Annotated in this window: 21 protein-coding genes; 15 read left to right on the top strand and 6 right to left on the bottom strand. The window is 58.0% G+C overall.

Annotation, left to right across the window (positions count from 1 at the left end; all coding sequences use genetic code 11):
- Positions 1 to 85: 85 nt before the first annotated feature.
- The 4 genes from fkpB (at position 86) to AS136_RS10595 (ending at position 2,865) form a co-directional block, all read left to right on the top strand.
- On the top strand, positions 86 to 535 hold the full coding sequence (fkpB, locus tag AS136_RS10610; RefSeq protein WP_002887976.1) for an FKBP-type peptidyl-prolyl cis-trans isomerase: 450 nt from the start codon (positions 86 to 88) through the stop codon (positions 533 to 535).
- Between the two features lies 1 nt (position 536).
- Complete coding sequence (gene ispH / locus AS136_RS10605; RefSeq protein ID WP_002887979.1) at positions 537 to 1,487, top strand: 4-hydroxy-3-methylbut-2-enyl diphosphate reductase; 951 nt, start codon at positions 537 to 539, stop codon at positions 1,485 to 1,487.
- 67 nt (positions 1,488 to 1,554) lie between these two features.
- Positions 1,555 to 2,469: a ribonucleoside hydrolase RihC gene (gene rihC / locus AS136_RS10600; RefSeq protein WP_023322053.1), complete on the top strand. Its 915-nt coding sequence runs from the start codon at positions 1,555 to 1,557 to the stop codon at positions 2,467 to 2,469.
- A gap of 30 nt (positions 2,470 to 2,499) precedes the next feature.
- Positions 2,500 to 2,865, top strand: coding sequence for a DUF805 domain-containing protein (locus tag AS136_RS10595; RefSeq protein WP_016160277.1), 366 nt, complete (start codon positions 2,500 to 2,502; stop codon positions 2,863 to 2,865).
- On the opposite strand, the gene AS136_RS10590 is transcribed toward AS136_RS10595, so the two are convergent.
- On the bottom strand, positions 2,813 to 3,742 hold the full coding sequence (locus tag AS136_RS10590; RefSeq protein WP_008807489.1) for a LysR family transcriptional regulator: 930 nt from the start codon (positions 3,740 to 3,742) through the stop codon (positions 2,813 to 2,815). The genes AS136_RS10595 and AS136_RS10590 overlap by 53 nt on opposite strands.
- 92 nt (positions 3,743 to 3,834) lie before the next feature.
- Here AS136_RS10590 and AS136_RS10585 point away from each other — a divergent pair, with 92 nt between their 5' ends.
- From AS136_RS10585 to AS136_RS10565, 5 genes are all read left to right on the top strand, one after another.
- Entirely contained in the window at positions 3,835 to 4,464 is a 630-nt protein-coding gene (locus tag AS136_RS10585; RefSeq protein WP_016160278.1) for an alanyl-tRNA editing protein, read from the top strand.
- Positions 4,465 to 4,758: 294 nt separating this feature from the next.
- Positions 4,759 to 5,580, top strand: a complete 822-nt coding sequence (gene dapB, locus AS136_RS10580) for a 4-hydroxy-tetrahydrodipicolinate reductase (RefSeq protein WP_008807487.1) — start codon at positions 4,759 to 4,761, stop codon at positions 5,578 to 5,580.
- Positions 5,581 to 6,037: 457 nt separating this feature from the next.
- Entirely contained in the window at positions 6,038 to 7,186 is a 1,149-nt protein-coding gene (carA, locus tag AS136_RS10575) for a glutamine-hydrolyzing carbamoyl-phosphate synthase small subunit (protein ID WP_012542883.1), read from the top strand.
- A gap of 17 nt (positions 7,187 to 7,203) precedes the next feature.
- On the top strand, positions 7,204 to 10,428 hold the full coding sequence (gene carB / locus AS136_RS10570; protein WP_008807485.1) for a carbamoyl-phosphate synthase large subunit: 3,225 nt from the start codon (positions 7,204 to 7,206) through the stop codon (positions 10,426 to 10,428).
- A gap of 167 nt (positions 10,429 to 10,595) precedes the next feature.
- Complete coding sequence (locus AS136_RS10565; RefSeq protein ID WP_002888059.1) at positions 10,596 to 10,829, top strand: YgdI/YgdR family lipoprotein; 234 nt, start codon at positions 10,596 to 10,598, stop codon at positions 10,827 to 10,829.
- A gap of 47 nt (positions 10,830 to 10,876) precedes the next feature.
- Here the strand turns inward: AS136_RS10565 and AS136_RS10560 are convergent, their stop codons facing one another.
- Genes AS136_RS10560 through idnO form a run of 3 tightly spaced genes read right to left on the bottom strand, consistent with a single transcriptional unit; the run spans position 10,877 to position 12,651 of the window.
- Complete coding sequence (locus tag AS136_RS10560; protein ID WP_008807484.1) at positions 10,877 to 11,344, bottom strand: NanQ anomerase/TabA/YiaL family protein; 468 nt, start codon at positions 11,342 to 11,344, stop codon at positions 10,877 to 10,879.
- Positions 11,341 to 11,871 carry a gluconokinase gene (locus AS136_RS10555; RefSeq protein WP_008807483.1) on the bottom strand — a complete coding sequence of 177 codons (531 nt, stop codon included), beginning with the start codon at positions 11,869 to 11,871 and terminating at the stop codon, positions 11,341 to 11,343. The genes AS136_RS10560 and AS136_RS10555 overlap by 4 nt, the downstream gene beginning before the upstream one ends.
- Before the next feature lie 15 nt (positions 11,872 to 11,886).
- On the bottom strand, positions 11,887 to 12,651 hold the full coding sequence (gene idnO / locus AS136_RS10550) for a gluconate 5-dehydrogenase (protein ID WP_008807482.1): 765 nt from the start codon (positions 12,649 to 12,651) through the stop codon (positions 11,887 to 11,889).
- A gap of 236 nt (positions 12,652 to 12,887) precedes the next feature.
- Here idnO and AS136_RS10545 point away from each other — a divergent pair, with 236 nt between their 5' ends.
- The 6 genes from AS136_RS10545 (at position 12,888) to folA (ending at position 19,557) form a co-directional block, all read left to right on the top strand.
- Complete coding sequence (locus AS136_RS10545; RefSeq protein WP_008807481.1) at positions 12,888 to 13,880, top strand: LacI family DNA-binding transcriptional regulator; 993 nt, start codon at positions 12,888 to 12,890, stop codon at positions 13,878 to 13,880.
- A 210-nt stretch (positions 13,881 to 14,090) separates the two neighbouring features.
- Positions 14,091 to 15,041 (top strand): 2-hydroxyacid dehydrogenase, encoded by a 951-nt coding sequence (locus AS136_RS10540; protein ID WP_022066144.1) that lies wholly within the window; start codon positions 14,091 to 14,093, stop codon positions 15,039 to 15,041.
- 70 nt (positions 15,042 to 15,111) lie between these two features.
- Positions 15,112 to 16,416 (top strand): MFS transporter, encoded by a 1,305-nt coding sequence (locus tag AS136_RS10535; protein ID WP_008807479.1) that lies wholly within the window; start codon positions 15,112 to 15,114, stop codon positions 16,414 to 16,416.
- A 95-nt stretch (positions 16,417 to 16,511) separates the two neighbouring features.
- Complete coding sequence (gene kefF, locus AS136_RS10530; RefSeq protein ID WP_008807478.1) at positions 16,512 to 17,045, top strand: glutathione-regulated potassium-efflux system oxidoreductase KefF; 534 nt, start codon at positions 16,512 to 16,514, stop codon at positions 17,043 to 17,045.
- A complete protein-coding gene (kefC, locus tag AS136_RS10525; protein WP_063266762.1) occupies positions 17,038 to 18,903 on the top strand; it encodes a glutathione-regulated potassium-efflux system protein KefC in 1,866 nt (621 codons plus the stop codon). Before kefF ends, kefC begins: the two co-directional genes overlap by 8 nt.
- 174 nt (positions 18,904 to 19,077) lie before the next feature.
- Positions 19,078 to 19,557, top strand: a complete 480-nt coding sequence (gene folA / locus AS136_RS10520; RefSeq protein ID WP_008807476.1) for a type 3 dihydrofolate reductase — start codon at positions 19,078 to 19,080, stop codon at positions 19,555 to 19,557.
- Between the two features lie 292 nt (positions 19,558 to 19,849).
- On the opposite strand, the gene apaH is transcribed toward folA, so the two are convergent.
- Positions 19,850 to 20,698, bottom strand: a complete 849-nt coding sequence (apaH, locus tag AS136_RS10515; protein ID WP_008807475.1) for a bis(5'-nucleosyl)-tetraphosphatase (symmetrical) ApaH — start codon at positions 20,696 to 20,698, stop codon at positions 19,850 to 19,852.
- 4 nt (positions 20,699 to 20,702) lie between these two features.
- Positions 20,703 to 21,080 (bottom strand): Co2+/Mg2+ efflux protein ApaG, encoded by a 378-nt coding sequence (gene apaG / locus AS136_RS10510; RefSeq protein ID WP_004204274.1) that lies wholly within the window; start codon positions 21,078 to 21,080, stop codon positions 20,703 to 20,705.
- Between the last annotated feature and the right edge of the window lies 1 nt (position 21,081).

Genomic DNA, 21,081 nt, shown 5'->3' with positions numbered 1-21,081 from the left:
GCCTACAGAATTTGTGGCCGCCCGTCGGTCCGGTTAGCATAGCGCCACCGGGCAACCGGTGACCTAAAACAAGCGAGCAATTTGCATGTCTAAATCCGTACAGAGCAACAGCGCGGTACTGGTGCACTTCACACTGAAACTGGACGACGGCTCCACCGCCGAGTCCACCCGCAGCAACGGCAAACCGGCGCTGTTTCGCCTCGGCGACACCTCTCTGTCTGAAGGGCTGGAGCAACAGCTTCTCGGTCTGAAAGAGGGGGAGAAAAAGGCCTTTTCGCTGGAGCCTGACGCCGCCTTTGGCGTACCCAGCCCGGACCTGATTCAGTATTTCTCTCGCCGTGAGTTTATCGACGCTGGCGAACCGGAAATCGGCGCGATTATGCTCTTTACCGCAATGGATGGCAGCGAAATGCCTGGCGTGATCCGCGAAGTGAACGGCGATTCCATCACCGTCGACTTCAACCATCCGCTGGCCGGGCGCACCGTTCATTTTGATATTGAAGTGCTGGAGATCGATCCGGCGCTGGAGGAGTAACATGCAGATCCTGTTGGCTAACCCGCGCGGTTTTTGCGCTGGCGTTGACCGCGCTATCAGCATTGTAGAAAACGCGCTGACGCTGTATGGCGCACCGATTTATGTTCGCCATGAAGTGGTGCACAACCGCTATGTGGTGGATAGCCTGCGCAAGCGCGGCGCCATTTTTATCGAACAGATCAGCGAAGTGCCTGACGGCGCGATCCTGATTTTCTCCGCTCACGGCGTATCGCAGGCGGTACGGAATGAAGCGAAGAGCCGCGACCTGACGGTGTTCGACGCCACCTGTCCGCTGGTGACCAAAGTCCATATGGAAGTCGCCCGCGCCAGCCGCCGCGGCGAAGAGTCGATTCTGATTGGCCATGCCGGCCACCCGGAAGTCGAAGGCACTATGGGGCAGTACAATAACCCGCAAGGGGGCATGTACCTGGTCGAGTCGCCGGAAGACGTTCTCAAGCTGGAAGTCAAAAACGACGCCCGGCTGTCGTTTATGACCCAGACCACGCTCTCCGTCGACGATACGTCTGACGTTATTGACGCCCTGCGCGCGCGTTTCCCGAAAATCGTCGGCCCGCGCAAAGACGACATTTGCTATGCCACCACTAACCGTCAGGAAGCCGTGCGCGCGCTGGCGGAGCAGGCTGACGTGGTGCTGGTGGTCGGGTCGAAAAACTCCTCCAACTCTAACCGCCTCGCCGAGCTGGCGCAGCGGATGGGCAAAGCGGCTTACCTGATTGACGACGCCTCCGATATCCAGGAAGCGTGGGTCAAGGATGCGGCCTGTGTCGGCGTGACGGCGGGCGCATCGGCGCCGGATATTCTGGTGCAGAACGTCATTACCCGCCTGCAGGAGCTGGGCGGCGGCGAAGCCGTGCCACTGGAAGGCCGGGAAGAGAATATCGTCTTTGAAGTGCCGAAAGAGCTGCGTGTGGATGTCCGTGAAGTAGAGTAAGTTCTTTCCTCCAGCAGTATGAGAAGATGCCAGACTTAACGTCTGGCATTTTTTTTAGGGAGAAACCATGCGCTTACCGATCATTCTTGATACTGACCCGGGCATCGACGATGCTGCCGCCATTGCCGCGGCGCTGTTCGCGCCCGAGCTGGAGCTGCAACTGATGACCACCGTGGCGGGCAACGTTTCGGTGGAGAAGACGACCCGTAACGCGCTGCAGCTGCTGCACTTCTGGAATGCCGATGTGCCGCTGGCGCAGGGGGCGTCGATGCCGCTGGTGCGTCCGTTGCGCGACGCCGCCTCGGTGCATGGCGAATCCGGCATGGAGGGGTATGACTTTGTTGAGCATCAACGTCAGCCGCTGGCGAAGCCGGCCTTCCAGGCGATCCGCGATGCATTGATGCACGCTGCCGAGCCGATCACACTGGTGGCGATTGGCCCGCTGACCAATATTGCGCTGCTGCTGACCCAGTATCTGGAATGTGTGTTCAATATTCGCCGACTGGTGATCATGGGCGGTTCCGCGGGCCGCGGCAACTTCACGCCGAATGCGGAATTCAATATCGCTATCGACCCGGAAGCCGCAGCGAAAGTGTTCCACAGCGGGCTGGAGATTGTGATGTGCGGGCTGGACGTCACCAACCGAGCGCTGCTGGCGGCAGATTACCTGGCGACGCTACCGACGCTGAACCAGACCGGTAAAATGCTTCATGCTCTGTTTAGCCACTATCGCAGCGGCAGCATGAGCAGTGGTTTGCGAATGCACGATCTCTGCGCTATTGCGTGGCTGGCGCGCCCGGAACTGTTCACTCTCCAGCCGTGCTTTGTGGCGGTGGAGACGCAGGGGACCTGGACCGCGGGCACCACGGTGGTGGATATCGAAGGGCGACTGGGCCAGCCGGCGAACGCCCAGGTGGCGCTGGATATCGACGTGGAAGGGTTTCAGCGCTGGGCAGCGGAGGTGATTGCCCTGGCGCCGTGATAAATCACTCGATTTTCAAGGAAAGAAGCAATGACCTATGGACAGGCGTATTTGAGCGGCTGGAAAGAGACCTTTAATTTTAGTGGCCGCGCCAGCCGGCAGCAGTTCTGGACGTTTTTTCTCATCAATGTATTGATCGCCACCATGCCGCTGGCGGCCTGGTGTCTGGCAACCAGCGTTAACCCTCAATACGGTATCCTCAGTTTTGTTGTCATTCCCTTTGCCGCGCTCTGGCTGCTGCTGATGGCGCTCCCCTTGCTGGCTGTTGGCTGCCGGCGAATGCATGATATCGGCCGCTCCGGGATCTGGTTTGTGTTGGGGGTTATCATTCCGTGGTTTGCAATTATTTCGCTGGCTCTGTGCTGCCTGCGTTCAACGCCGGCACCGTCTCGCTGAGATAATCAATCATCACCCGCATCCTGGCGGGCATATGCTTATCTCCCGCCCACAGCAGCCACAGGTCGCCGGAGTAGCTGCTGATGAATTCCCACTCGGGCAGCACCTGCACGATATCGCCCTTCGCCAGCGCCTCGCGAGCGGTAAACAGCGGCAGGCTGCCAATGCCCAGATGCTGCTTAACCGCGTCGAGGCGGACGGCGGTATGGTTGGCGGCGTACCGCCCGTAGGTTTGCACTGTTTCGCTTTTCCCTTCCCGGCGGAACTTCCAGCGCGCGTCGGCGGGCGTTTCGCCAAGACTAATGCAGCAATGCGCGCGCAGATCCTGCGGCGTATACGGCGTACCGTGCTGCTGTAAATAGGGCTCAGTGGCGCAGATAACGTGCCTGATTGGCATCAGCGGTTTGCCATGCAGACCAGGGGAAGGGGTATCGGTGATGCGCAGCGCCAAATCAATACCGTCATCGATAAAATCCAGAGGGCGATCTTCCAGCCGCAGGCAGACGTCCACCTGCGGGTAGCGATGGAAAAACGCCATCATCAGCGGGTGGATCACAAAGCGGCCGACGGCTTTCGGTACGCTGAGCGTCAGCTTTCCCTGAGCGACCGTTTGGCGACTGCTGGCGGAATCTATCGCCTGCCGCGCCGCTTCCAGCATCTGCTGGGCATGCTGATACACTGTTTCCCCGGCATCGCTCAGTCGCAGCTTGCGGGTGGTACGATGCAGCAGCTTGCTGCCCATCTCCCGCTCCAGCCGCGACACGCTGCGGCTCACGGCGGAGGGCGTCAGTCCGCTCTGGCGGGCGACGGCGGAAAAGCTGCCCTGGTCGACAATCTGGACGAAGAGGGCGAGGTCCGGCAGGAGGTTTAGATTCATTTGTGCTCCCGGGGCAAAAGTGCATTGGCGGGTGGTGGGATTATCGCTGTCGATATTATCAATATACTGGTCGGACAGAGAGGAGAATCACCATGACTGAACGAGTTTATTACACCAGCGATGCTACCGACGGGCGCGCCCAGATCATCGCCTGCACCGCAGAAGTGGATGGCCGTTACGCCATCGAACTGGATCGGACGTTGTTTCACCCGCAAGGAGGCGGTCAACCGGCAGACCGCGGCTGGATAGCTGGGCAGGTGGTTGAGACGGTTATTGTGCGCGGCGACAGCGTGCTGCATATCCTGTCGCAAGCGCTTCCCCTCGGTGACGTGGAGATGAAAATTGATGCCTCCGCGAGACAGCTGCATGCCCGTCTGCATTCTGCCGGCCACCTGCTTGGCCTGGCGGGCGAACAGCTTGGCTGGCAACCGGTGAAAGCGCACCACTGGCCCGGAGAAGGGCGGATAACCTTTACCAGCAGGAACAATGCCGCGCTGCCGGACGCCAGTGCGCTACTGGCGCCGGTGAAGGCCTGGCAGGCGCAGGACTTACCGCGTCAGGTGACGTTCGCTGATGGCTTGCGCCAGGTGGGCTTCGGCGAACTGCCCGCTTATCCCTGCGGTGGCACCCACGTCGCCCGTCTGGCGGAGCTGGGCGACATTGTTATCAGTCAGATAAAGATGAAGAAGGGGCAGCTGGTGGTCAGCTATATCCTGGCATAAGGCTTTCTGCTCTACCGAAAGTATAATGTTTCCACAGCATTTCAATGCTGGTCGGTCGAGTTTGCCAGATTTAGTGCATCTTATTTCTTGAAACCGACAGATGACGAAAACGTCGATTATTGTCTCCGAGAGAGCACCCGCAAAGCACGCATTTCAGCACAATCGTATAGTTTTTACTGATATCGTCCGCCGTTTGTCATAAATTTCTAATTATCGGCGTTTTTGAGTAGCGGCCCGCTGACGGGCTGGTTACTCTGAAAACAATTTACGTAATGTTAACAAAAGAGAATAGCTATGCATGATGCACAAATCCGCGTGGCCATCGCCGGCGCGGGCGGCCGGATGGGACGCCAGTTAATTCAGGCTGCATTGCAGATGGAAGGCGTGGCGCTGGGCGCGGCGCTGGAGCGCGAAGGGTCAAGCCTGGTGGGCAGCGACGCCGGGGAGCTGGCGGGCGCCGGCAAAGCGGGCGTCGCGGTGCAGAGCAGCCTGACGGCGGTAAAAGATGATTTCGACGTGTTGATCGATTTTACCCGCCCGGAAGGCACGCTGAACCATCTGGCGTTTTGCCGTGAGCACGGCAAAGGGATGGTCATCGGCACCACCGGTTTTGACGACGCTGGCAAGCAGGCGATTCGCGACGCCGCGCAGGAGATTGCCATTGTCTTCGCCGCTAACTTTAGCGTCGGCGTCAACGTCCTGTTAAAGCTGCTGGAGAAGGCGGCAAAGGTGATGGGCGACTACACCGACATCGAAATTATCGAAGCGCACCACCGGCATAAAGTGGATGCGCCGTCAGGCACCGCGCTGGCGATGGGCGAAGCGATCGCCGGAGCATTGAACAAAGATCTGAAGGAATGCGCCGTCTACAGTCGTGAAGGTCATACCGGCGAACGCGTTCCGGGCACCATTGGCTTCGCCACCGTCCGTGCGGGCGATATCGTCGGGGAGCATACGGCGATGTTTGCTGATATCGGTGAGCGTATTGAAATCACCCATAAAGCCTCCAGCCGGATGACCTTTGCTAATGGCGCGGTTCGCTCTGCATTGTGGCTGAAAGACAAGAAAAATGGTCTGTTTGACATGCGTGATGTGCTGGATTTGAACAGTTTATAACGATTATTACCCATCGTGATGTGGTTATTGCAATCAATAAGTTATTGATGCAAGGGGCAATATATTGTTGCCCTTTTTTATTTTTATGGATTTGGTGTGTGTTTTACGTTGTGATAGCTATAAATAATAATCTTCATGCTGTTTTTGGTGAATGAAATGTAAATTTTGACCATTTGGTCCACTTTTTAGCGCTTCGTCGCCAGGTTTTACACTCTTTCCCGTCCGCAAGCGTTTTCTCAGCCAGGTTTGTTGATCTTTTTGGCGTAAAAATCACATGTAATGCGCCAGTGGCGTAAAATGACATTAAAAATCTCCGCTTTAAGTTGACTTTTATCCGACATCTCTCCAGAATGCCGCCGTTTGCCAAAAATCTGCGGGCAACAGATTTGCATTGATTCAGATCGTGTTTATGAATTAATATGCAAATAAAGTGAGTGGATATTCTCTGGAGGGTGTTTTGATTAAGTCAGCGCTATTGGTTCTGGAAGACGGAACCCAGTTTCACGGTCGGGCCATCGGGGCAACCGGCACGGCGGTTGGGGAAGTCGTTTTCAATACTTCAATGACCGGTTATCAAGAAATCCTCACTGATCCTTCCTATTCCCGCCAAATCGTCACTCTTACTTATCCTCATATTGGTAATGTCGGCACCAACGCCGCCGATGAAGAATCTTCTCAGGTACACGCGCAGGGTCTGGTGATCCGCGATCTGCCGCTGATTGCCAGCAACTTCCGCAATACTGAAGATCTTTCTTCTTATCTGAAGCGCCATAACATCGTGGCGATTGCCGATATCGATACCCGCAAGCTGACGCGTCTGCTGCGTGAGAAAGGGGCGCAGAACGGCTGCATCATCGCGGGCGACAGCCCGGATGCTCAGCTGGCGCTGGAGAAAGCGAAAGCGTTCCCGGGTCTGAACGGCATGGATCTGGCGAAGGAAGTGACCACCGCAGAAACCTACAGCTGGACGCAGGGCAGCTGGACTCTGGCGGGCGACCTGCCGGAAGCGAAAGCGGAAAGCGAGCTGCCGTTCCACGTTGTGGCGTATGACTTCGGCGCGAAACGCAACATCCTGCGCATGCTGGTGGACCGCGGCTGCCGCCTGACGGTGGTGCCGGCGCAGACCTCTGCCGAAGACGTGCTGAAAATGAATCCGGACGGTATTTTCCTCTCTAACGGCCCAGGCGACCCGGCGCCGTGCGATTACGCTATCGACGCGATTGAAAAATTCCTTGAGACCGATATTCCGGTATTCGGTATCTGCCTTGGCCATCAGCTGCTGGCGCTGGCGAGCGGTGCGAAGACCATTAAGATGAAGTTCGGCCACCACGGCGGCAACCATCCGGTGAAAGATATTGATAACAATGTGGTGATGATCACCGCGCAGAACCACGGTTTTGCGGTTGACGAAGCCACCTTGCCGGCCAACCTGCGCGTGACCCACAAGTCGCTGTTCGACGGCACCCTGCAGGGCATTCATCGTACCGACAAACCGGCGTTTAGCTTCCAGGGGCACCCTGAAGCGAGCCCGGGGCCGCATGATGCCGCGCCGCTGTTCGACCACTTTATCGAGTTAATTGAGCTCTACCGTCAGTCCGCGAAATAATCAGGAGTAAAAGAGCAATGCCAAAACGTACAGACATAAAAAGTATCCTGATTCTGGGCGCGGGCCCGATTGTTATCGGTCAGGCGTGTGAGTTTGACTACTCCGGCGCGCAGGCCTGTAAAGCCCTGCGTGAAGAGGGCTACCGCGTTATTCTGGTGAACTCCAACCCGGCGACCATCATGACCGACCCGGAAATGGCTGATGCGACCTACATCGAGCCGATTCACTGGGAAGTGGTACGTAAAATTATCGAAAAAGAGCGCCCGGATGCCGTGCTGCCGACCATGGGCGGCCAGACCGCGCTGAACTGTGCGCTGGAGCTGGAACGTCAGGGCGTGCTGGCAGAGTTCGGCGTGACCATGATCGGCGCCACTGCGGACGCGATTGATAAAGCGGAAGACCGTCGTCGCTTCGACGTGGCGATGAAGAAAATCGGCCTCGACACCGCGCGCTCCGGCATCGCCCACACCATGGAAGAAGCGCTGGCGGTTGCCGCCGACGTTGGCTTCCCGTGCATTATCCGTCCGTCCTTTACGATGGGCGGCACCGGCGGCGGTATCGCCTATAACCGCGAAGAGTTCGAAGAAATCTGCGAACGCGGCCTGGATCTCTCTCCGACCAACGAACTGCTGATCGATGAATCGCTGATCGGCTGGAAAGAGTACGAGATGGAAGTGGTGCGCGATAAGAACGACAACTGCATCATCGTCTGCTCGATTGAAAACTTCGATGCCATGGGGATCCATACCGGCGACTCCATCACCGTTGCCCCGGCGCAGACCCTGACCGACAAAGAATACCAAATCATGCGTAACGCCTCGATGGCGGTCCTGCGTGAAATCGGTGTGGAAACCGGCGGCTCTAACGTGCAGTTCTCGGTGAACCCGAAAGACGGTCGCCTGATCGTTATCGAAATGAACCCGCGCGTCTCCCGCTCTTCGGCGCTGGCCTCGAAAGCCACCGGCTTCCCGATTGCTAAAGTGGCGGCCAAGCTGGCAGTGGGCTACACCCTTGACGAGCTGATGAACGACATCACCGGCGGCCGCACTCCGGCTTCCTTCGAGCCGTCCATCGACTACGTGGTCACCAAAATTCCACGCTTCAACTTCGAAAAATTCGCTGGCGCGAACGACCGTCTGACCACCCAGATGAAATCCGTCGGCGAAGTGATGGCCATTGGCCGCACCCAGCAGGAATCGCTGCAGAAAGCGCTGCGCGGCCTGGAAGTGGGCGCCACCGGCTTCGACCCGAAAGTGAGCCTCGACGACCCGGAAGCGCTGACTAAAATTCGCCGCGAGCTGAAAGACGCTGGCGCCGAGCGTATCTGGTACATCGCGGATGCCTTCCGCGCCGGCCTCTCGGTAGACGGCGTCTTCAACCTGACCAATATCGACCGCTGGTTCCTGGTGCAGATTGAAGAGCTGGTGCGTCTGGAAGAGAAAGTGGTGGAAGTGGGCATCAACGGCCTCGACGCCGACTTCCTGCGTACCCTGAAGCGTAAAGGCTTTGCCGATGCGCGTCTGGCGAAACTGGCGGGCGTGCGGGAAGCGGAAATTCGCAAGCTGCGCGACCAGTATGACCTGCATCCGGTCTACAAGCGCGTGGACACCTGCGCCGCCGAATTCGCTACCGATACCGCCTACATGTACTCCACTTATGAAGAAGAGTGTGAGTCCAACCCGTCCGTTGACCGCGATAAAATCATGGTCCTCGGCGGCGGCCCGAACCGTATCGGCCAGGGTATCGAATTTGACTACTGCTGCGTACACGCCTCTCTGGCGCTGCGCGAAGACGGTTACGAGACCATCATGGTCAACTGTAACCCGGAAACCGTGTCTACCGACTATGACACCTCCGACCGTCTGTACTTCGAGCCGGTGACCCTGGAAGACGTGCTGGAAATCGTGCGCATCGAGAAGCCGAAGGGCGTTATCGTCCAGTACGGCGGCCAGACGCCGCTGAAGCTGGCGCGCGCCCTGGAAGCCGCAGGCGTACCGGTTATCGGCACCAGCCCGGACGCTATCGACCGCGCGGAAGACCGTGAGCGCTTCCAGCATGCGGTTGACCGTCTGAAGCTGAAGCAGCCGGCGAATGCCACCGTCACTGCCATTGAGCAGGCGGTAGAGAGAGCGAAAGAGATTGGCTACCCACTGGTGGTTCGTCCATCTTACGTGCTTGGCGGCCGGGCGATGGAAATTGTTTACGACGAGCAGGATCTGCGCCGCTACTTCCAGACCGCGGTTAGCGTCTCCAACGATGCACCGGTACTGCTGGATCGCTTCCTCGACGACGCGATTGAAGTGGATGTCGATGCCATCTGCGACGGCGAAATGGTGCTGATTGGCGGCATCATGGAGCATATCGAGCAGGCGGGCGTACACTCCGGCGACTCAGCCTGTTCCCTGCCAGCGTATACGCTGAGCCAGGAAATTCAGGATGTGATGCGCGAGCAGGTGCAGAAGCTGGCTTTCGAGCTGCAGGTTCGTGGTCTGATGAACGTCCAGTTCGCGGTGAAAGATAACGAAGTTTATCTGATTGAAGTGAACCCGCGTGCGGCGCGTACCGTGCCGTTCGTCTCCAAAGCCACCGGTGTCCCGCTGGCGAAAGTCGCGGCGCGCGTAATGGCCGGTAAGACGCTGGCGCAGCAGGGCGTGACCAAAGAGATCATCCCGCCGTACTACTCGGTGAAAGAGGTGGTTCTGCCGTTCAACAAATTCCCGGGCGTTGACCCGCTGTTAGGGCCTGAAATGCGCTCTACCGGGGAAGTGATGGGCGTGGGTCGTACCTTCGCGGAAGCGTTCGCCAAAGCGCAGCTGGGCAGCAACTCAACCATGAAGAAACAGGGCCGCGCGCTGCTCTCCGTCCGCGAAGGCGATAAAGAGCGCGTGGTCGACCTGGCGGCGAAGCTGCTGAAGTTTGGCTTTGAGCTGGATGCGACCCACGGTACGGCGATTGTGCTGGGCGAAGCCGGTATCAACCCGCGTCTGGTGAACAAGGTGCATGAAGGTCGTCCGCACATTCAGGACCGTATCAAGAATGGCGAATACACCTACATCATCAACACCACCGCAGGTCGCCAGGCGATTGAAGACTCCAAGCTGATTCGCCGCAGCGCGCTGCAGTACAAGGTGCATTACGACACCACCCTGAACGGCGGCTTTGCCACCGCGATGGCGCTGAACGCTGACGCCACCGAGAAGGTGATTTCGGTTCAGGAAATGCACGCGCAAATCACCAAATAAGCGCGCCGGCCTGGCCGGAGAGCAACAAACCAGGGCTGACGACATCGTCAGCCCTTTTTTTGGCTGCAGTCATCTTCGGAGAGTTCTGCTTTTAACCACCTGTCGGGTCAGGCTAACTATAGTGAGCACCATAACGATACCTATTGATGAAAAGACAGGAGGATACAATGCGGAACAATATTCTGGTGGCATCCGCACTGGCAGCGACGGCAATCATGTTCGTGGCCGGCTGCTCATCGAATCAGTCGATCAAAACCACCGATGGCAAGACCATTGTCACCAGCGGCAAACCGCAGGTGGATGATGACACCGGCCTCGTCTCATACAAAAATGCCGAAACCGGCCGCGTGGAGCAGATTAACCGCGACCAGGTGAAGTCCATGGATGAGCTGGATAACTAATGGTTATCCCAGGCCCCGCGGGGAGTGTGCGGGGCCGAACGATCGCGTTACAGTAGCGCGCGATCGATTTTAACCACGATTTTACGCAACGCTGCGCCTTGTTCGAGGCAGGCCATCGGGCGGTGTAATTCGCCAGGGAAGAGGATCGCCAGCTCTTCCGGGTAGAGATGAATCAGCGTTTCGCTGTCGATAGCCTGACAGAAACCGATATCCTGCGTCGTGTTGAAGTGACCATCTTCAACGACCGGCAGCCCTTTATTCCCGGCACCGATGATCTCTTCACCTTTCAGCACAATGTGAATGTCGAGATATTGACGATGATATTCCGGGCGTTGCTCGCTCAGCGGCCGGGTATGGCCTTCGACGACGGTAAAAAACACATTATCACTCTCGACGGTATATTTCCCCGGCGGCAGCGCGTGCGGTTGTTGCTGTAACACGGCCTGCAGCGCCTGGCGGATCACCGGCGGATAGAGCTCATTTTCGGCGGCGGCGGTTAAGGTATCGATAATCATGCCGGGATCCTCTGCGGTTGTTGCGAATGAAGTAACGTTAATGAGTGAGCGACAATACTGGCGACGTCGGGGGTAATATCGACGGCCAGAACATCGCTTTCACTGGCGTCTGGCGTCTCCAGGGCGGCAAACTGGCTACGCAGTAACGCTTCTGGCATAAAGTGGCCTTTACGCTGGCGCATTCGCTGCAAAATGCAGTCATAATCCCCGGTCAACCACAGGAAGCGTAGCTTCGCGTTCCCCTCACGCAGGCGGTCGCGATAGCGCTTTTTTAATGCGGAACAGACCAATACACCTGACTCGTTTTTCTGCTCAAGACTGAAAATGACGTCGGCGATACGCGTCAGCCACGGCTGACGATCCTCATCATTCAGCGGCTGGCTGGTGGCCATTTTGACGATATTGTTGCGTGGATGAAGGTCGTCGCCGTCGATAAATTTCGCTCCCAGCGCGTGGGCCAATGCCTGACCGACGGTGGATTTGCCGGTTCCGGAGACGCCCATCAAAATAATGCATTGTCCTGCCATCATGCGCTCCTTCTCTCAGACCGCGACCAGCATGCCGCCGTCAACGAACAGCAGATGGCCGTTGACGAAATTCGACGCGTTTGACGATAAAAAGACGGCAGCGCCGACCAGCTCCTGCGGATCGCCCCAGCGGGCGGCAGGGGTGCGTTTGCATAACCAGTCGGTAAACGCCTTATCCTCAACCAGCGTCCGGGTCATCGCCGTATTAAAGTAGCCCGGGGCAATGCCGTTGACCTGAATGTTGTGCCGCGCCAGCTCAACGCACATTCCGCGGGTTAGCATCTTCACCGCGCCTTTGGCGGCGGCGTAGGGGGTGATGGTGTCGCGCCCCAGCTCGCTCTGCATGGAGCAGATATTGATGATTTTTCCCTGCTGGCGGTCAACCATGCGCTTCGCGACGGCCTGAGAGACGAGAAATACCGCCGTCTGGTTAACTGAAATCACGTCATTCCATTCCTGCACCGGGAATTCGGTAAACGGGTGGCGGCGCTGGATCCCGGCGTTATTGAATAACACGTCAATCGGGCCAAGATGCGCTTCGATATTGGCAATGGCTTCTTCAACGGCCTCGGCATCGGTCACGTTAAATACCGCAGCATGGGCGGTGGCGCCTTCGTCGCGGAGCTTCATCACCGCATCGTCCGCTCGCGGGGCAGAAAGGTCATTAATAATGATTTCTGCGCCATATTGCGCCAGACCCTGAGCCATGACAAAACCGATCCCCTGTCCTGCGCCCGTAATTAAAATGCGTTTACCTTGTAAGCTGAAAAGATCGTTCATCTCGATATCCTGATTAGCGGCTGAAGAAAACCTGTGCCCTATCTCACGGATTTTTACCGGGGGAAACTGTGATGAAGATCACTCGGAACCGTGTTACAAAAAGGGGTTACTTTAAACGTGACGCTGCCGGTAAATCTCGCTGACTCAACAGGTTAACGGCTACGGACTGGCATTCTCTTTTGCCCCCCCGACAGGCATAATGGCCTGAAGCAGTCAGGTATTTGGCGGACACACAGATGAAAGCACAACGCATTACTCTCCATGATATTGCCGAGCTGGCTGGCGTAACCAAGATGACCGTTAGCCGCTATTTGCGCACCCCGGAAAAGGTGAAACCGGAGACGGCGGAGCGTATTGCCAGCGTGATAGCGGAGATCGGCTATCAGCCCGACCCGGATAATCCGGCGATGACCAGCGTCGCCGTGCCGCGGATTGGCGTACTCATTCCCTCCTTTCATAATCAAATTTTTGCCGATCTGCTGGCCGGCATCGAATCTGTCGCCGCCGGGCATGGTTACCAGACGCTGGTGGTGAATTACGACTACGATCGCCAGCGTGAAGAGGAGCAGATTGCCGCCGTGCTGGCATTTAATGTGAAAGGACTGCTGCTGACCGAGTCGGTGCACTCCCTGCGGGCGGACAAGTATCTGAATGCCGCGAAGATCCCGATCGCCGAAGTGATGGGGCTGGCGGAGAATCCAGGACGCATCAACGTCGGATTCGATAACTTCCAGGCCGGCTTCGATATGACCACCATGCTGCTGGCCAGCGGTAAACGACGGATCATCTACTTCGGCTCGATGTCCGACGTCCGCGACGAGCAGCGTTATCTGGGCTACTGTCGGGCGATGGAGAATGCCGGGCTGGCGGTGGGGCGCATTGCGCCGAATAAAGTCTCGTCGGTTTCCATTGGCACCGGCATGATGACCCTGGCGCGGCAAATGTACGCCGATATGGACGGTATCCTGTGCACTAATGACGACCTGGCGGTGGGCGTGTTACAGGAGTGCCTGGCGTCCGGTATCAGCGTGCCCCAGGAGCTGGCTATCGCGGGCTTTCATGGCCTGGAGATCGGCCAGATCGTCTCTCCCCGGCTGGCCAGCGTCCTGACGCCGCGCTTCGAGATGGGGAAGGTGGCGACAGAGATTTTAATAAAGAAAATCAAAGGACTGCCCACCATTGAAAAAGTGGATCTCCACTACCGCCTGTCGATGGGCGAAACGATTTAACGTCCATCAGCCAGCGCCTGCCGCGTGTTAGCGAAAGGTTAATGCGCGCGCGGTCCATCGCCTGTCTGGTCGCCGTTTTGTATTCACGATCACGCGTCCGGTAACACGCATTTTTAACACGATTCAGCGTGATACAGATCGCAAAATCCCCCGATAAAAACCCGTTTGATAGTGGCTACCGTCGTAACCAAACGTCAAACAGGTGATCTGATGAAGAGTGTTATTCCCCGCGCCGTCCTTTTAGTGGCCCCCGTAATTGAAACCCTGCAGCGGCAGCTGGCGGAGCATTTCCCGCTGCTGCGTCTCTACGAGCAGGACGATCCGATCGCCTTTCTGCGTGAGCAAGGAGAGAACATTGCCGTCGTGGTCACTCGCGGCGACGTCGGCGTAGCAAACAGCGTCCTTGAGTTGCTGCCTCAGGCTGGGCTGATTGCCATCTTCGGCGTCGGTACCGATGCGGTGGATCTGGCGTATGCCCGCTCGCGGCAAATTGCCGTCACCATCACCTCCGGGGTGTTGACGAATGATGTCGCTGACCTGGCGATGGGGCTGCTGCTGGCCGGTTCCCGTCAGCTCTGTCAGGGCGATCGCTTTGTCCGCGAGGGACGCTGGCTGAGCGGTGGTATGCCGTTGGCGACTCAGGTCAGCGGGAAGCGTATTGGCCTGCTGGGTATGGGGAATATTGGCCAGGCGATCGCCCGCCGGGCGCGGGGTTTTGATATGCAGGTGCTGTATACCGACCGTAAAAAGATAGCGGGCCTCGATTATCAGTGGTGTGCCGACCTGCATACCCTGGCGCATGAGAGCGATTTTCTGGTGATTGCCGCATCCGGCGGCGAGGCGAACCGCGGCATCATCGACGCCTCGGTGTTTAACGTGATGCCGGCGCATGCCTGGCTTATCAATATTGCCCGCGGTTCGCTGGTGGATGAAAAGGCGTTGATCCACGCGTTACAAAACGGCGTTATCGCCGGGGCCGGGCTCGATGTTTTCGAACAGGAACCCCAGGTCCCGGCGGCGCTGATCGCCCTCGATAACGTGGTGCTGCAGCCGCATGTCGCCAGCGCCACGCAGGAAACACGACAGAAAATGAGCGAAGTGGTTTTTGCTAACGTCGCCGCCTGGTTTGCCGGCGCAGCGCTGCCAAACGCTATCGATTAATTAGCTTTTTATTTCTGTACCCGCGCGATCTCAATCAAAACAATAACCTCTGCATAGAGAGTGCAAATATATGAACGAGAAAATTCCCAGCACCCGTTGGCTGCGTATCATTGTGCCGGTGTTAATTGCCTGCATTATGTCATTTATGGACCGGGTTAATATTAGCTTTGCCCTGCCAGGCGGCATGGAGGCCGATTTAGGCATTACCAGCCAAATGGCCGGCGTGGCCAGTGGTATCTTTTTTATTGGTTATTTATTTTTGCAAATTCCCGGTGGGCGAATTGCGGTTAACGGCAGCGGTAAAAAATTTATTGCCTGGTCGCTGGTAGCCTGGGCTATCGTTTCCGTGGCGACAGGGTTTGTGACTCATCAATATCAACTGCTGGTGCTGCGATTTATTCTCGGGGTTTCGGAAGGGGGAATGCTGCCGGTAGTGCTGACCATGGTCAGCAATTGGTTTCCGGAAAAAGAGCTGGGTCGCGCGAACGCGTTTGTGATGATGTTTGCCCCGCTCGGCGGCATGCTCACCGCGCCGGTCTCCGGCGCCATTATTGCGGCGCTTGACTGGCGCTGGCTGTTTATCATCGAAGGGCTGTTGTCGCTGGTGGTGCTGGTCGTGTGGTGGTTTATGATCAGCGACCGTCCGCAAGAGGCCCACTGGTTGCCCGCCCGCGAGCGTGACTATCTGGTGACCACCCTGGCCGCCGAGCGTGCGGCGAAGCAGGCCGAAGCCCCAGTCAGCAAGGCCCCGGTGAAGGATGTGTTTGGTAATGCCGGACTGATGAAGCTGGTGATCCTCAATTTTTTCTACCAGACCGGGGATTATGGCTACACGTTGTGGCTGCCGACCATTCTGAAGGGGTTAACCGGCGGCAACATGGCCAGCGTTGGCTTCCTGGCGGTGCTGCCGTTTGTCGCCACGCTGGCCGGGATCTATGTGATTTCGTTGTTCAGCGACCACAGCGGTAAGCGTCGTCTGTGGGTTCGCTTCTCGCTCTACAGTTTTGCGGCAGCGCTGGTGGCGTCGGTGGTGCTGCGCGACCACATGGTGGCGGCCTATATCGCGCTGGTGATCTGCGGCTTCTTTCTCAAATCGGCTACCAGTCCGTTCTGGTCGATGCCGGGGCGTATCGCTTCGCCGGAGGTGGCGGGCAGCGCACGCGGGGTGATCAATGGCCTGGGCAACCTCGGCGGATTCTGTGGCCCCTATCTGGTGGGCGTGATGATGTATCTCTACGGACAGAATGTGGCGGTCTGCGCCCTGGCCGGTTCGTTGATTATCGCCGGCACAATGACCTTTCTGCTACCGAAGCAATGCGATCTGGTCGACAGCGATTCTGATGTGGCGATCAAGAAGCAACCCCGAAATGCGTAAACCCCCGCGACATAAATCACAGTTATCATTGTAAGCGGTTCGCTTAACTGTCTACACTCTTGCTGATTACGACAAGAGCAAACGCAGGCCAATCAATGATTCTGATAATTTATGCGCATCCTTATCCGCAGCATTCTCATGCGAATAAGCGAATGCTTGAACAGGCAGGGACGCTTGAAGGCGTAGAGATACGCTCCCTCTATCAACTCTATCCCGACTTTAATATCGATGTCGCCGCCGAGCAGGCGGCGCTGGCCCGTGCCGATCTGGTTATCTGGCAGCACCCTATGCAGTGGTATAGCGTACCGCCGCTGCTGAAGCTGTGGATGGACAAAGTGTTGGCGCACGGCTGGGCCTATGGTCACAACGGTATTGCCCTGCGCGGTAAATCGCTGATGTGGGCGGTGACCACCGGCGGCGGTGAAAGCCACTTCGACATCGGCTCATTCCCCGGTTTTCCGGTGCTGGCGCAGCCGTTGCAGGCAACCGCGCTTTACTGCGGAATGAAATGGCTGCCGCCGTTCGCCATGCACTGCACTTTTATCTGCGATGACGAAACGCTGCAGGCGCAGGCCCGCCATTATCGTCAACGCTTAATCGACTGGCAGGAGGCACACCAGAATGGATAGCCATACGCTGATACAAGCGCTGATTTACCTGGGCGCCGCGGCGCTGATTGTGCCCATCGCCGTCCGCCTGGGGCTGGGGTCGGTGCTGGGCTATCTGATCGCTGGCTGTATTATCGGCCCGTGGGGGCTGCGGCTGGTGACTGACGCCGAGGCGATTCTGCACTTTGCCGAGATCGGCGTGGTGCTGATGCTGTTCGTGATTGGTCTGGAGCTGGATCCGCAGCGGCTGTGGAAGCTACGCGCCTCGGTGTTCGGCGGCGGCGCGCTGCAGATGGTAGCCTGCGGGGTATTGATCGGTCTGTTCTGCATGCTGCTGGGCCTGCGCTGGCAGGTGGCCGAGCTGATAGGCATGACCCTGGCGCTCTCTTCCACAGCCATTGCGATGCAGGCGATGAATGAGCGCAATCTGACGGTGTCGCAGATGGGGCGGAGCGCCTTCGCGGTGCTGCTGTTCCAGGATATCGCGGCGATCCCATTGGTGGCGATGATCCCCCTGCTGGCGGCCAGCGGCGGCGCCACCTCGCTGGTGGCGTTTGCCCTCTCCGCGCTGAAGGTGGCCGCGGCGCTGGCGCTGGTGGTGGCCCTGGGGCGCTATCTGACCCGTCCGCTGCTGCGCTTTGTCGCCCGTTCCGGCCTGCGCGAAGTGTTCAGCGCCGTGGCGCTGTTCCTGATCTTCGGCTTTGGATTGCTGCTGGAGGAAGTCGGGCTGTCGATGGCGATGGGGGCGTTTCTCGCCGGGGTGCTGCTGGCCAGCTCCGAGTATCGTCATGCGCTGGAGAGCGATATCGAGCCGTTTAAAGGGCTGCTGCTGGGGCTGTTCTTTATCGGCGTCGGCATGTCGATTGACTTCGGCACTCTCGTGACCCATCCGCTGCGTATCGTTATTTTGCTGGTCGGTTTCCTGGCGATAAAAATGCTGATGCTGTGGCTTATCGCCAGGCCGCTGGGCGTGCCACGCGCCCAGCGCCGCTGGTTTGCGGTGCTGCTGGGGCAGGGAAGCGAGTTCGCGTTTGTGGTCTTTGGCGCCGCGCGGATGGCGGATGTGCTGGACGGCGAATGGGCTAAGGCGCTGACCCTGGCGGTGGCGCTGTCGATGGCGGCAACGCCGGTCTTGCTGGTCCTGCTGACCCGTCTGGAGAAATCGGCCAGCGGCCAGGCGCGGGATGCTGACGAGATTGATGAAGAGCAGCCGCGGGTGATTGTTGCCGGCTTTGGCCGCTTCGGGCAGATTGCCGGGCGACTGTTGCTCTCCAGCGGGGTGAAGATGGTTATCCTCGATCACGACCCGGATCATGTTGATACCTTGCGCAAATTTGATATGAAGGTTTTCTACGGCGATGCCACCCGGGTCGACCTGCTGGAATCGGCCGGCGCCGAAAAGGCGGAAGTACTGATCAATGCCATAGACGATCCGCACGTCAGCCTTGAGCTGGTGGAAAGGGTAAAAGAGCATTTTCCGCATCTGCAGATCATCTCCCGCGCCCGCGATGTCGATCATTACATCAAGCTGCGCCAGGCTGGCGTCGAGGCGCCGGAGCGTGAAACCTTCGAGGCGGCGCTGAAGTCCGGCCGAATGACGCTGGAGGCGCTGGGACTCGGCGCCTATGAAGCCCGCGAGCGGGCCGATCTGTTCCGTCGCTTCAACCTGCAGATGGTCGAAGAGATGGTGGCGATGGCGGAAAACGACGCGGCGTCGCGGGTGGCGGTCTTCAAGCGGACCAGCGATATGCTCACCGGCATCATCAACGAAGATCGTCATCATCTGTCGCTGGTGCAGCGTCACGGCTGGCAGGGGACGGAAGAGGGCAGGCACACCGGGGATATTGCCGATGAGCCGGAAAATAAGCCCTCAGCCTGACGCTCGTCAGTAACATTTTGTTTTCCGTTTAGAACCGGTTCTGGCGGCCCACGGTGTGAACGTGGGCTTGCCAGCAAATCAGAAAATTTTCTTATTCTTTACCTTCCGGCCAGTCGACGAAGTAGTACGCTTTCCGTATAGTGGCGACAATTTTTTGCACTCGGGAATGAATGAATGATCAGTCTGATTGCGGCGTTAGCGGTAGATCGCGTCATTGGTATGGAAAACGCCATGCCATGGAACCTGCCTGCCGATCTCGCCTGGTTCAAACGCAACACGTTAAATAAGCCGGTGGTGATGGGGCGTCTGACCTGGGAATCCATTGGGCGCCCGTTGCCGGGGCGTAAAAATATCGTGATCAGCAGCAAACCCGGCAGCGACGATCGCGTGCAGTGGGTCTCCTCAGTGGAGGAAGCGATTGCTGCCTGCGGCGATGTGGAAGAGATTATGGTGATTGGCGGCGGCCGCGTTTATGAGCAGTTCCTGCCGAAAGCGCATAAGCTCTATCTGACGCACATTGATGCGGAAGTGGAAGGCGATACCCATTTCCCGGATTACGACCCGGACGAGTGGGAGTCGGTGTTCAGCGAGTTTCATGACGCTGACGCGCAGAACTCCCACAGCTACTGCTTTGAGATCCTCGAACGCCGTTAAGCGGGAAGGATAGCAATGAAAAAACCCCGGTCGCGCCTGGCGTGACCGGGGTTTTCTTTTGCGTGAATTCCGCGACGAAGGCGCACTCAGTATCTCGTCATGTTCCCCGTCGCGGGCCTCGTCTTTCGGGAGCGCTGTCCGGGCGACAAATCGCAAGGAAATGTAGGTCGGGTAAGGCGTTAGCCGCCACCCGACACAAAAGTGGCTCCGCGCCCGCCGTTCTTGCCCGGGGCGACAAATCGCAAGGCAATGTAGCCCGGATAAGGCGCAACGCGCCGCCATCCGGGAAGACTCAGGACGCGACGGCTTCGCCTTCGTCGAGGCTTTTCTGGCGGTTCGACGGCTGGGTGAAGTACTGCTTATCTTCCCAGCGCAGGCAGGTGAGTTCTCCGCCCCAGCAGCAGCCCGTATCCAGGGCGTAAATCCCCTCCGGCGTACCGCGTCCCTCCAGTGAAGCCCAGTGGCCAAAGGCAATGCTGTAGGCATTGCTGACCGGGCCAGGAATGGCAAACCATGGCTTAAGCGGCGCCGGGGCGTCCTCGGGCGCCTCTTTCGAATACATATCCAGCTGGCCGTTGGGGAAGCAGTAGCGCATGCGGGTAAAAGCATTAGAGATAAAGCGCAGGCGCGCCAGACCGCTCAGCTCGTTGCTCCAGTGATTCGGCATATCGCCATACATGGCATCGAGGAAGAAAGGGTAGGAGTCGCTGGAGAGCACCGCTTCTACATCGCGCGCGCACTGCTGGGCGGTCTCCAGATCCCACTGCGGCGTGATGCCCGCGTGGGCCATCACCAGCTTTTTCTCTTCATCCACCTGCAGCAGCGGCTGGCGACGCAACCAGTTGAGCAGCTCGTCGGCATCCGGGGCTTCCAGCAGGGATTTCAGACGATCCTTCGGCTTGTTACGGCTGATACCGGCGAAGACGGCCAGCAGGTGGAGATCATGGTTGCCCAGCACCAGTCGCACACTGTCGCCCAGAGATTTGACATAGCGCAGGACCTCCAGCGACCCCGGGCCACGGGCCACCAGATCGCCGGTCAGCCATAGCGTATCGGTGCTCGGGTCGAATTCAACCTGCGCTAATAATGCGATCAGTTCATCGTAGCAACCGTGAACGTCGCCAATAAGGTATGTTGACATTGTTTTAATGAATGAGCGTTGGAACTGCGAGACGGAACACAGGGATCTCGATACGGAACGGCGCGCCGTCGATATCGATCATCTCATAATGACCCTGCATGGTTCCCAGCGGCGTTTCGATGACCGCGCCGCTGGTATATTGATATTCACCGCCAGCGGGAATATGTGGTTGCTCGCCGACCACCCCTTCACCCTGAACTTCAGTCTCACGACCGTGGCCGTTAGTGATGAGCCAGTAGCGGCCAAGCAGCTGAACCTGACTCCGCCCCAGATTGCGAATGGTGACGGTATAAGCGAAGACGTAACGCTCTTCTTCCGGAGAAGACTGCGATTCGATATAGACGCTTTGCACCTGAACGCAAACACGAGGCGAATTAATCATG

This window comes from Klebsiella sp. D5A, from assembly GCF_001620885.1.
GTDB lineage: Bacteria > Pseudomonadota > Gammaproteobacteria > Enterobacterales > Enterobacteriaceae > Klebsiella > Klebsiella variicola.
Note: the sequence above shows the minus strand (reverse complement) of the source record. Positions and strands in the feature narration are given on the sequence as shown.

What these genes read in the sequence shown, in the direction of transcription:
- fkpB (WP_002887976.1), top strand. Translation starts at nt 86, where the DNA reads ATGTCTAAATCCGTACAGAGCAACAGCGCGGTACTGGTGCACTTCACA.
- ispH (WP_002887979.1), top strand. Translation starts at nt 537, where the DNA reads ATGCAGATCCTGTTGGCTAACCCGCGCGGTTTTTGCGCTGGCGTTGAC.
- rihC (WP_023322053.1), top strand. Translation starts at nt 1,555, where the DNA reads ATGCGCTTACCGATCATTCTTGATACTGACCCGGGCATCGACGATGCT.
- AS136_RS10595 (WP_016160277.1), top strand. Translation starts at nt 2,500, where the DNA reads ATGACCTATGGACAGGCGTATTTGAGCGGCTGGAAAGAGACCTTTAAT.
- AS136_RS10590 (WP_008807489.1), bottom strand. Translation starts at nt 3,742, where the DNA reads ATGAATCTAAACCTCCTGCCGGACCTCGCCCTCTTCGTCCAGATTGTC.
- AS136_RS10585 (WP_016160278.1), top strand. Translation starts at nt 3,835, where the DNA reads ATGACTGAACGAGTTTATTACACCAGCGATGCTACCGACGGGCGCGCC.
- dapB (WP_008807487.1), top strand. Translation starts at nt 4,759, where the DNA reads ATGCATGATGCACAAATCCGCGTGGCCATCGCCGGCGCGGGCGGCCGG.
- carB (WP_008807485.1), top strand. Translation starts at nt 7,204, where the DNA reads ATGCCAAAACGTACAGACATAAAAAGTATCCTGATTCTGGGCGCGGGC.
- AS136_RS10565 (WP_002888059.1), top strand. Translation starts at nt 10,596, where the DNA reads ATGCGGAACAATATTCTGGTGGCATCCGCACTGGCAGCGACGGCAATC.
- AS136_RS10560 (WP_008807484.1), bottom strand. Translation starts at nt 11,344, where the DNA reads ATGATTATCGATACCTTAACCGCCGCCGCCGAAAATGAGCTCTATCCG.
- AS136_RS10555 (WP_008807483.1), bottom strand. Translation starts at nt 11,871, where the DNA reads ATGGCAGGACAATGCATTATTTTGATGGGCGTCTCCGGAACCGGCAAA.
- idnO (WP_008807482.1), bottom strand. Translation starts at nt 12,651, where the DNA reads ATGAACGATCTTTTCAGCTTACAAGGTAAACGCATTTTAATTACGGGC.
- AS136_RS10545 (WP_008807481.1), top strand. Translation starts at nt 12,888, where the DNA reads ATGAAAGCACAACGCATTACTCTCCATGATATTGCCGAGCTGGCTGGC.
- AS136_RS10540 (WP_022066144.1), top strand. Translation starts at nt 14,091, where the DNA reads ATGAAGAGTGTTATTCCCCGCGCCGTCCTTTTAGTGGCCCCCGTAATT.
- AS136_RS10535 (WP_008807479.1), top strand. Translation starts at nt 15,112, where the DNA reads ATGAACGAGAAAATTCCCAGCACCCGTTGGCTGCGTATCATTGTGCCG.
- kefF (WP_008807478.1), top strand. Translation starts at nt 16,512, where the DNA reads ATGATTCTGATAATTTATGCGCATCCTTATCCGCAGCATTCTCATGCG.
- kefC (WP_063266762.1), top strand. Translation starts at nt 17,038, where the DNA reads ATGGATAGCCATACGCTGATACAAGCGCTGATTTACCTGGGCGCCGCG.
- folA (WP_008807476.1), top strand. Translation starts at nt 19,078, where the DNA reads ATGATCAGTCTGATTGCGGCGTTAGCGGTAGATCGCGTCATTGGTATG.
- apaH (WP_008807475.1), bottom strand. Translation starts at nt 20,698, where the DNA reads ATGTCAACATACCTTATTGGCGACGTTCACGGTTGCTACGATGAACTG.
- apaG (WP_004204274.1), bottom strand. Translation starts at nt 21,080, where the DNA reads ATGATTAATTCGCCTCGTGTTTGCGTTCAGGTGCAAAGCGTCTATATC.